The sequence below is a fragment of the Siccirubricoccus soli genome, assembly GCF_024178315.1.
GTDB lineage: Bacteria > Pseudomonadota > Alphaproteobacteria > Acetobacterales > Acetobacteraceae > Siccirubricoccus > Siccirubricoccus soli.
Genome location: NZ_JAMZIK010000229.1, coordinates 1 through 10,032 on the forward strand (window position 1 = coordinate 1; position 10,032 = coordinate 10,032).

Consider the following 10,032-nt stretch of genomic DNA (forward strand, 5'->3'; position numbering starts at 1 on the left):
GCCCGGTTCTCCAGCACCAGGGTCTGGCCCAGCACCTGCTGCATGGCCGGGGCGGCGAGGCGCATCGGGATATCCGCCCCGCCCCCCGGCGGCCAGGAGATGACGATGCGGACGGGCCGGGTGGGCCAGCCGATATCGGAGGCGCGGGCCAGGCCGGGGGCCAGCGCGGGGGCGGCCAGCGGCAGGGCGAGCACGGCGCGGCGGCCGAGCGATGCGGGCATGGAATCTCCTCCATGGAGTCTTGGCCCCATCCTGCCGTCCCGGCGCAGGGTGCGGAAAGGCTTTGTTGGCGGCGGGGCGGCGGGCGTAGCCTTGTCCCGGCGACCTGGGCCCTTCGGCTTCGGGTCACCAGGACAATCATTGGCGGAGCAGATTTACGCCTCGGGGCGTGCCGCCCTGCGGCGATCTGCTCCGGGGGAAACGCCAGAGGGAAAGGACGGGCCATGCAGCTCTCCGCCGACCAGATCGACCAATTCCACCGGGAAGGATGGCTCTTCCTGCCGGAGACCTTCACACCGGAGGAAGTGGCCGCGTTGCGCGCCGAGGCGGAGGGGATCTATGCCGAGCAGCGGCCGGAGATCTGGCGGGAGAAATCCGGCGCGCCGCGCACCGCCTTCGCCGCGCACACCTACAACGAGGCCTTCCGCATCCTCGGCGCGCATCCGCGGCTGGTCCGCCCGGTGGAGCAGATCTTCGGCGAACCGCTCTACATGCACCAGTTCAAGATCAACGCGAAGGCGGCCTTCACCGGCGATGTCTGGCAGTGGCACCAGGATTACGGCACCTGGGCGCGCGACGACGGCATGCCGGAGCCGCGGGCGATGAACATCTCCGTCTTCCTCGACGAGGTGATGCCGATCAACGGGCCGCTGATGCTGATCCCGCGCAGCCAGAAGCACGGCACGCTGGAGGCGGGGCATGATGTGAGCACGACGAGCTACCCGCTCTGGACGCTCGACGACGAGACGGTGACGCGGCTGGTGCAGGAGGGCGGCATCGTCGCGCCGACCGGCAAGCCGGGCGGGGTGCTGCTGTTCCACGGCAATCTGGTGCATGGCTCCGCGCCGAACATCACGCCCTATCCGCGGAAGATCGTCTATCTGACGCTCAATGCTGTCTCGAACCACATCCGCAAGCCGACGCGGCCGGACTGGATCGCGCACCAGGATTTCACGCCGATCCAGCCGGTGCCGGACGATGCGCTGACCGAATATGCAAGACGCTGGCGGCAGGCGGCGGAGTAGATCGTGCGGGGGCAGGGTGGGGGCTCCGCCCCCGGGCCCCGGCAGGAGGCGCTGCCGCCTGCACCTCCGCCGGGGAGGAGCCCCCTCCCCGGACCCCGGTGTGAGGCGGCAGGCTCAGCCCACGGGTCCAAACTCGGACCGGGTCCGGCGGCCAGGTCCTGGCCCGGTGGGGGTTCGGGGGCAAAGCCGCTGACCTACCGCAGTCCCGGCCGTCCCGCCCGCAGCCAGTCGATCGTCTGCCGCAGCCCATCCTCCAGCGCCACCGGCACCCCGAGGCCGAGCGCCGCGCGTGACGCCGCCGGGTCGCCCAGCGAGTGCCGGATCTCCCCGCTCCGCGCCGGCGCATGCCGCAGTTCCAGCCGCGTGCCGCAGAGCCCGGCGATGGCCTCAGCCAGGTCCCGCACCGAGACGGGCCTGCCGGTGCAGAGGTTGAACACCGGCCCGGCCGGCGAGGCATGGCGCAGCGCGGCGATCAGCCCCGCCACGATGTCGGCGACGAAGATGAAGTCCCGCGTCTGGCCGCCATCGCCGAAGATGGTCACCGGCTCGCCGCGGACCAGCTTCTCGCAGAAGATGGAAATCACGCCGGAATAGGGTGAGGACGGGTCCTGCCGCGGCCCGAAGACGTTGAAGAAGCGGAGCCCCGTGGTCGGCAGCCCATGCACCACGCCGCCGACCCGGGCATGCAGCTCGCAGCCCAGCTTGTCCGCGCCATAGGCGGAGAGCGGCTTGGTGGCGGCCGATTCCGTCAGGGGCAGGGAGGCCGGCTCCCCATAGACGGCAGCGGAGGAGGCATAGACCACCGGCACCGCCTCCGGCCCGCCGCGGGCACTGCCCTCGGCCACCGCCGCCTCCAGCACCGCCACCGTGGCGCTGAGATTGACGCGGTGGGTGCCCGCCCAATCCCGCCGCCCGCGCTCCACCGAGGCGATGGCGGCGAGGTGGAAGCACCCATCCACCCCCGCCATGGCATCCCGCAGCGCGGCACGGTCGGCGCAATCGGCCTGGATCAGCTCGGCCCCCGGGGCGAGGTTGGCGAGATGGCCGGAGGAGAGGTCGTCCAGCACCCGCACCGCATGCCCCGCCGCCAGCAGCGCGGCGGTGAGGTGGGAGCCGATGAAGCCGCAGCCACCGGTCACGAGATAGCTTGCCATCCGGTCCTCCTTGCGCCGCCGGAGCGGGATCGGCCGAGCTTCGCTCACCCATCCCGCCCCGGCGCATTCTTCGGTCGCGCGATCCACGGTTTCGGTCGGTCCGACTTCGACCGATCGCGCCCTATCGCGCCGTCTCGCTGGCGGCGGCGGCGGCGCGGGCGATGGCCTCGCCCTGGGCTTCCAGAAGCCGCAGCATCAGCGTGCGTTCCGCCGCGCTTCCCGGCTCGCCGCCCGGGGCGGGCTGCAGCCGCAGCAGGGCCAGCACCGGCCGCCCCGGCCGCAGGCCGAGGCTGCGCTGCGCCTGGTCCAGCCGGGCGGCGAGGCCGCCGCCGCTCGGCTGCCCCGCCACCCAGATGCCGCTGGCCACCACCCCCTCCCCGCCGCGGGATTGCCGCGCGCTCCAGCGGGCGAGGCCGGGCTGGGACAGGCCGAAGGTGACGTCGTCATCCGTGGTGGCGAAGCCGGCGAAGCGGGCGCCGGCCGGGGCGGACCAGGTGGCGCCGGCCGGGAAGGCGAGCAGCCGCGCGGTGAGCCGCGCCCCGTCGCACTCCAGTGCCAGCCCGCCTTCCGCCACGGCGCAGCCGGGCAGGGGGGCGAGGGGCAGGGCCTGTTCCGCCACCCGCCCGCCGCGTTGCAGCGCATAGGCCAGGGTGGGGGCGGCGAGCGCCAGCACCAGCAGCAGCGCGCCCGCGGCGGTGGCGGCGGCCGGCGGCGCGGCCGGTCCGGGCGGGGCGGGGGGCAGCGGGGCCGGGCCGGCGGCATCCTCCCGGAAGGGCAGGCCGGCCAGGATCAGCAGCAGGATGACGGCGGAGAAGAACAGCCAGCCATAGATCAGGTGGTCCGCCGCCGCCGCCTCCGCGCTGCCCAGGCGGTGGCCCAGCCAGACGATGCCGAAGGCGCGCAACCCGTTGGCGAGGATCGGCACCCCCAGCGCCAGCAGCATGACGGTGAGGCGGCGGCCGGGGCTGCGGAACATCGTCGCGGCGTAGAGCGCGCCGAAGGCCAGCGCCGCGACGAGGAAGCGCAGCCCGGCACAGGCCTCGGCGACCAGGAAATCGCCCTCCGGGATCTGGATCAGCAGGTCGTCGATGTAGAAGGGGATGTCGGTGAGGCTGAGGAAGACCTCGATGAGCCTCACCGTCACCTGCTGCAGCGCCGGCACGGCGAAGGCGCCGAAGGGGATGAGGAAGACGAGGTAGAGCAGCGGCGCGGCGAAGGCGCGGAAGACCCGCCAGCCCAGGATGGCCAGCACCGCCACCTCCAGCAGCCCGAGGGCGGCGAATTGCCGGCCCTCCATGAGGCCGAGGCGCTCCGCCGCCAGCCAGGCGAGGGCGGGAGGCAGGGCGAGCAGGGCGAACCGGGCCTCCGGCGCCGGGCGCAGCCCGGCCAGGCGGAAGCGGCGCTGCCAGGCGAGCCAAAGGGCGATGGGCAGCACCAGCCAGCAATGGTTGTAGGCGGTGGAGGCGTTCCAGACCCGCACCGCCGCCATGCCTTCCGGCAGGAAGACCAGCGCCAGGGTGAGGACCGCGCCGGCCAGCCAGAGCAGTGGGCCGCGCCACTCGGCGGCGCTGGCCGCCGGCGCCGGGGCAGGCATGGAGGCGGCAAGGGGCTGGCTCATGCGGCGATCGGCGCGGCGGCCGCCTCCGGGGGGTGCATCAGGGCGTCGAGCGGGGCGAGGCAGCCCGCCCAGTCATGCCCCGCCATCACCGCAGCACGGCCGGCGGCGCCGAGGCCAGGATGGGCGCCGGCCAGCACGGCGGCGATGGCGGCGGCGAAGGCATCCTCCCCCACGGCCACCAGCAGGTCGCGCCCGGCTGTGGCCCGCAGCCCCTCATGCGCTTCCGGCGTGGCGACCACCGGGCGGGCCATGGCCATGGCTTCCAGCACCTTGTTCTGGATGCCCCGGGCGATGCGCAGCGGGGCCACGGCGCAGGCGGCATGGGCGAGGTAGGGGCGGACATCCGGCACGGTGCCGGTGACGGTCACGCCGGGCAGCTTGGCCAGGGCCTGGACGGCGGGCGCCGGGTTGGCACCGACGATCCAGAATTCCGGCATAGGGCCGGGGCGGCCGCGCAGCCGGGGCAGGATCGCCTCGGCGAACCAGGTGACGGCATCGACATTCGGCCGGTAGCCCATGCTGCCGGTGAAGACGAGGGCCGGAGCGGGGCGCGGGAAGGGGTTGGGCCAGTCCCTCGCAGAGTCGAAGCGGGCCAGGTCCACGCCATTGTCGAGGGCGGCGAGGCGGGGCGCGACTTCCGGCGCCAGGGCGGCGAAGCGGGCGGCCTCGGCTGCCGAGACCAGCAGGGTACGGTCGAATTCCCGGGCGGCGCGGCGCTCGAAACCCAGCAGGGTGCGGGCCTCCCGTGCCCAGACCTGGCGCATGGGCGGGGCGGCGCCCTGGGCGTAGGCGGCCCATTTCTCGGAATCGATGTCCACCATGTCCAGCACCCGGCGGAGGCCGGGGCGGCGCGCGGCGGGGCCCATGGCATAGGGCGCCATGGCGGAGGAGAAGACGAGGACGGCATCGTAGCGCCCGGCGGCCAGGCCCGCCTGGGCCCAGGCGAAGAGGCCGGGATGGTGGAACCAGCCGAGGGTGAGCGGCAGGCCGGGCCGCAGCCGCGAAAGGGCGCGGGCGGCCGTGCCGAAGCGGGAGAGGGCGGGGCGCCACTCCACATGGGCGCAGCGCCGGGCGAGCACCGGAAGGTGCTGCAGGTCGGCACGGTCATCCACGAGGAAGCCGGCCTCCACCGCCCAGCTCCGGGCCAGATGGTCGAGGATGTGCCAGGCGCGGATCTTCTCCCCCTTCTCCGGCGGGTAGGGGATGCGGTGGGAGAGGAAGAGGAGGCGCTTCATGGATGGGGGCTCCGCCCCCAAGCCCTGGGCAGGGGCTCCGCCCCTGCACCCCGCCGGGGACCGGACCGGTCCCCGGACCCCGGTGTGAGTTGGCAGGTTGAACCGTCGGGGCTGAAATTCAGGCCGGGGTCCGCGGCCGGGTCCTGGCCCCGGCGGGGGCTTGGGGGCGGAGCTCCCAGAGTTTTCCTCCGCATCAGCCGAGTCCCCGGACCAAGGGCGGGCCGAGAATATTGGCCACCGCCAGCGGCAGCTTCTTCCAGGCGGCGATGACCAGCTTGTATTTCGGGTTGTTGGGGTTGTTCTCCGGAATCGCAGCACCGGGGGCGAGGCGGTAGCAGTAATGCAGCTCCTCCTCGGTGAAGCCCCAATTGCGCTTATAGGCGAAGGCGCCGGTGCCGGCCTTGCTGCGGCCGAAATCGAACAGCGTCGCGCCCCGCTCATTCCCGGCGCGGCGCATGACTTCCCAGTACATGAAGTCGTTGGCGGAAAGCCCGCGCGCGTCCCGCGTGCCGCCGCCGTAATAGGGCAGCACCTGGTCGCGGAAATGGAAATTCAGCACGGCGGCGACGGGCCTGCCCTCATGCAGCACCGTCGTCACGTCATGCGCACCGGGAAAGGCCTGGCCCAGCAGGCGGAAATAGCGCCGCGGGAAGACCGGGCTGCCGAGGTTGCGCACGCTCTCGGCATAGATGCGGTGCAGCCGGTCCGTGTCGCCATCCGAGACGGAGGTGAGCTTGAACCGCTCGATCGCCTTCCGCACCTCCGCGCGCTGCTTGCGCGGGATGTTCTTCTGCATGTCCTTGGCATCGTCGCCGGTCAGGACGATGGGCTTGCGGAAGGTGAAGTAGAGCGGCGGGCGGCCCTGCCAGCCGGGATCAGCCGCTTCCAAGCGGCGGTATTCCAGGCAGGGGATGCTCAGCTTCTTCTGGAGGTCGAGCGCATGGGCCTCCAGCGCCAGCCGCGCCTCCTCCTCCACCGCCACCGCGCCGCCATAGACGCAGAAGGGGGTGGAGGCGAGGCTGTCCCCGAACAGTCGCGTCCGCATGCGGGCGAGCGGCAGCACGCCGAGGATGCTGCCATCCCGCTCCGCATAGGCGTAGTGGGTGGTGTGGCCGAAGGCCTCCCTTATCACCCGCGCCCAGGGCGAGAGGTGGAAGAAGCTGGCCGCCGGCGTCGCCTGGACGAAGGCGTCCCAGGCCGGGGCGGCGCGGTCCTCGAGGCTGTGGATGCGAAGGGCCATGGCGCGGCGCTCAGGCGGCCCGGGCCGGCGCGGGCGCGGCCAGCTCCGGCGCGAAGACCGCCTCGACCGGCGCCCAGGCGAAGTCGCCAAGCAGCCGGGCCAGCCGCGGCGCCATCCGCCGGAGGCCGAGGAAATGCCGCAGCCGCTTCGTCGCGGAAAGGCCCGGCACGCGCGGCTGGTCGGGGTCGATCTCCCAGGGGTGGAAGTAGAAGATGCCGCGCCGGCCCTCGGCATTCACCCGGCGCAGCAGCGCGGCAAACAGCGGATGCGGTGTGGCGCGGAAGGGCCCGCCGCCCGAGACCGGCAGGCAGGCGGGGCCGAGGCGGAGCGCCGTCATCGGCAGCTCCACCACCCCGTCCGGATGCGGGCGCCAGGGCTGCAGCGGCACGGGCCCGCCGGCGCGCGGCCCGGGGAAGATGGAGGAGGAGTAGCGGTAGCCCGCCTCCGCCAGCACCGCATGCGCCCAGGGGGTGGCGGTGGGATTCACCGAGAAGGTGGGGGCGCGGTAGCCGGTGACGGCGACGCCGCCCGCCTGTTCCAGCAGGTGCTTCGCCCGGCGGATATCCTCGCGGAAGCGGTCGGCGCCGATCTCGAAGACCCGCTCATGGCCATAGCCATGGCTGGCGAGTTCGTGCCCCGCGGCGACAATGTCGCGGATCAGCCCGGGGTGGCGCTCCGCCACCCAGCCCAGGGTGAAGAAGGTGGCGCGGATGCCGGCACGGGCGAAGAGGTCCAGCACCTCCCGCGTCCGCTCCTCGACGCGGCGGGGCAGGCTGTCCCAGCGCGCGCGGGGGATCAGCCCGGCGTAGTTCTGCACCTGGAACCAATCCTCCACATCGATGCTCATGGCATTGAGGGGGGCAGCGGGCGCGGTGCCGCTCATCGCCGCGCCTCGCCGCCGAACAGCTCGGCCATGCGGTTGAGCACGCGCTCCCGCCGCGCCACGCTCTGCTCCAGCGCATCGACGCGCTGGCTGAGGTCGTCCAGCGTGGCGCCGAGGTCGAAGCGCAGCTGGGGCGAGAGCGCGGTGGCATCGCCGCCGAGATCCTCGGCCAGCTCCAGCGCCACGGCTTCGACCATGGGGCCGGAGATCACCTCCGCCTGCTCCAGCGCGCCGGCGAGCAGCACGCGGGAGCAGAGGCGGTTGATGCGGCGGGGGATGCCGTCGCTGTGGCGGAAGACGAGTTCGAGTGCCGCCTTCTCCCAATGCGGCCTGCCGTCCCAGCCGACGGCGCGCATCCGGTGCTCGACATAGGCGGTGGTCTCCTCGGCCGAGAGGCCGCCGAGGTGGTAGGAGGCGAGGACGCGCTGCCGGAGCTGGTCCAGATCCGGGCTCGCCATGGTGCGGCGGAGCTGCGGCTGGCCGAGCAGCATGGTCTGCAGCACCGCCTGGCCGCCCTGGGTGATGTTGGAGAGCATGCGCAGCTCCTCCAGCGCCGGCGCCGTCAGCCCCTGCGCCTCGTCGACGATGAGCAGGTGGCGCTTCTCCGCATGCCGCAGCGCGGCGATGACGCTGCGCAGCACCGTGGCCTTGTCGCCCTCCGGCTGCGCGCCGAAGCTGTCCGCCACCAGCCGCAGCAGGTCGTCGCCAGAGAGCTGGGTGGTGACGATGCGGGCGATGGCGAAGCCTTCCGGGTCCAGCTCGGCGCAGAGGCGCTCGACCAGCGTGGTCTTGCCCGCCCCGACCTCTCCGGTGATGACGACGAAGCCTTCCCGCTGCGCCAGCCCGTACATCAGATGCGCATAGGCCCGGGCATGGACGGAGCTGGCGTAGAACAGCCGGGCATCCGGCGTCATCAGGAAGGGATGCTCGCGGAAGCCGTAGAAGTCGATCTGCATGGCGCCGCCCTTCAGAAGAATTGCCGGAGGCCGATGATGAACAGGTTCTGCACGGTGTCGCCCCCGGAGAGGTCGCTGCCGCGGTAGCTGAAGCCGTATTCCGCCCAGCCGCTGAGCGAGGCGGTGAGCATGTGGTTGAGCCGGAGGCGCAGCGTGTAGAAATCCGAGCTGCTGGCGCCCTCGCGCTGGCTGCGGCCGATCGTGGCGTAGGCGGAGCCGGTGGTCTCGGGATCCAGCGCCCGCGTCCAGCCGAAGGTGAGCGAGAGGCTCTTCTGCGCGAAGGCGGTGGTGCCGCGGGCGGCGGAGAGCGGCAGCCGCTCATCGAAGACCAGGTTGAGGCTGAGTCTGTCCCGCTCCCAAGTCTGCGTCACCCCCAGCGTGCCGCGGCGGTTGCGGGTGATGGCGCTTTGTGCCGCCAGGATGCCGCTGCCGAAGGGGGCGACCAGCCGCCCGCCGGAATAGCCGTCCACCAGATTGCCGAGCGCGTCGGTGCGGGCGCTGCTCAGCAGGTCCGCCGCAAGCTGCGGCGCGGTGCCGATCTGGTCGGTGTAGCGGGCGCTGAGCCAGGTGCGGGTGCCGAGCAGCATGCTGGCGTTGAGGTTGAAGGATTCGAAGCCGTCATGCCGGCCGTAGCGCAGCAGGATGGTGCTGTCCGGCCCCGGCGTCAGCCGCGCGCCCACCGCCCAGGTCAGGCCCTGGATGGCAAAGGGCCGGGTGCCGCCATAGCGCTGGTCCTCATAGCCCAGCTCCACCAGCGGGGCGAACCAGCGGGTGAGGGCGTAGCGGGCTTCCACCCCGCCCGTGTAGCGGTGCGCGCCGGCGAGCGCGCTGGTGCCGCTGTAGGTAGTGCCGGTGCCGTGGGCCTGCAGGGCGAGGGGACCGAAATTCTCCCCCGAGCGGATCGTCGCCGACACCTCCTGCGTCGTCGTTTCCTCCGACTTGAAGTAGGGGGTGGTGCTGCCGGGCAGGAAGGCGCTGCGCCCGTCCTGCACCACGTTGCGGATGCTGTAGCCGAGCTGCGCCACGGCATCGCCGCCGAAGCGGTGCACCAGATAGGGCGCCGCCTGGAACACCGTGGTCTGCACCGTGCGGTTGCCGTCGATGCCGGCGCTGTTGCCCGCGCTGCCCTGCACGTCGCTGACCGAGCCATTGCCGAAGAGGTCGAGGTAGAGCAGGTCCTCCACCAGCGTCGCCTGGCCGCTGCCGAAGAACCGGTGGTCCACCCGGTTGGATCGGGTGTCCTCCGCATGGAGGCGGAGCGAGGGGGTGTAGGTGAGGCGGCCCTGGAAGCGCCCGGTATCGCCATAGGCGACGATGGAGGGGCTGAGGCTGAGATAGCCGTCGGCGCGCCGGTCCCGCGCCGTGTTGCGCACATTGTCCGTGCCGGTGAGGGTCAGGCCGAGGCTCGGCTCGATCGCCCAGGCGCGGCCGGGGCCGGCGGCGGTGCCGCCGCTGCCGGGGCCGGACGGCCACGCCCCGGCGCGCGCCAGCGGCGTATCGAACAACCCGATATCGTCGAGGGCGGGGGCGGAGAAGGTGCTGCCGCCCGCGCTGCCTTCCCCCCGCCCCGCATCCAGCCGGACCTCCCCGCCGGGGACGGCGAGCTGGGCGAAGGCGGGGCTGGCGAAGGCCAGGGCAGCGCCGAGCGCGGCGCCCGGTCCGGCACCGAGCCGCCACCGCCGGGCCTGGCCGGGGCGCGCGG

Annotated in this window: 8 protein-coding genes and 1 pseudogene; 1 reads left to right on the forward strand and 8 read right to left on the reverse strand. The window is 73.0% G+C overall.

Translation table 11 applies throughout. The features are described from left to right. A pseudogene (locus NJ376_RS27000) lies at positions 1-221 on the reverse strand (tripartite tricarboxylate transporter substrate binding protein); the annotation flags it as partial. 222 nt (positions 222-443) lie between these two features. Here NJ376_RS27000 and NJ376_RS27005 point away from each other — a divergent pair. Continuing rightward, positions 444-1,244 carry a phytanoyl-CoA dioxygenase family protein gene (locus NJ376_RS27005; protein WP_252956462.1) on the forward strand — a complete coding sequence of 267 codons (801 nt, stop codon included), beginning with the start codon at positions 444-446 and terminating at the stop codon, positions 1,242-1,244. Between the two features lie 194 nt (positions 1,245-1,438). Here the strand turns inward: NJ376_RS27005 and NJ376_RS27010 are convergent, their stop codons facing one another. The 7 genes from NJ376_RS27010 to NJ376_RS27040 all read right to left on the reverse strand — a co-directional run. Next, positions 1,439-2,398: an NAD-dependent epimerase/dehydratase family protein gene (locus NJ376_RS27010; protein WP_252956463.1), complete on the reverse strand. Its 960-nt coding sequence runs from the start codon at positions 2,396-2,398 to the stop codon at positions 1,439-1,441. 121 nt (positions 2,399-2,519) lie between these two features. Beyond that, positions 2,520-4,016, reverse strand: coding sequence for an exosortase A (gene xrtA, locus NJ376_RS27015; protein ID WP_252956464.1), 1,497 nt, complete (start codon positions 4,014-4,016; stop codon positions 2,520-2,522). Further along, complete coding sequence (locus NJ376_RS27020) at positions 4,013-5,251, reverse strand: TIGR03087 family PEP-CTERM/XrtA system glycosyltransferase (protein WP_252956465.1); 1,239 nt, start codon at positions 5,249-5,251, stop codon at positions 4,013-4,015. Before NJ376_RS27020 ends, xrtA begins: the two co-directional genes overlap by 4 nt. A 193-nt stretch (positions 5,252-5,444) precedes the next feature. After that, positions 5,445-6,491: a FemAB family XrtA/PEP-CTERM system-associated protein gene (locus NJ376_RS27025; RefSeq protein ID WP_252956466.1), complete on the reverse strand. Its 1,047-nt coding sequence runs from the start codon at positions 6,489-6,491 to the stop codon at positions 5,445-5,447. Positions 6,492-6,501: 10 nt separating this feature from the next. Further along, positions 6,502-7,374, reverse strand: coding sequence for an XrtA system polysaccharide deacetylase (locus NJ376_RS27030; RefSeq protein WP_252956467.1), 873 nt, complete (start codon positions 7,372-7,374; stop codon positions 6,502-6,504). Continuing rightward, positions 7,371-8,330 (reverse strand): AAA family ATPase, encoded by a 960-nt coding sequence (locus NJ376_RS27035; RefSeq protein WP_252956468.1) that lies wholly within the window; start codon positions 8,328-8,330, stop codon positions 7,371-7,373. Before NJ376_RS27035 ends, NJ376_RS27030 begins: the two co-directional genes overlap by 4 nt. Positions 8,331-8,341: 11 nt before the next feature. Continuing rightward, the coding region (locus NJ376_RS27040) for a TIGR03016 family PEP-CTERM system-associated outer membrane protein (RefSeq protein ID WP_252956469.1) at positions 8,342-10,032 on the reverse strand (1,691 nt) is incomplete at its 5' end.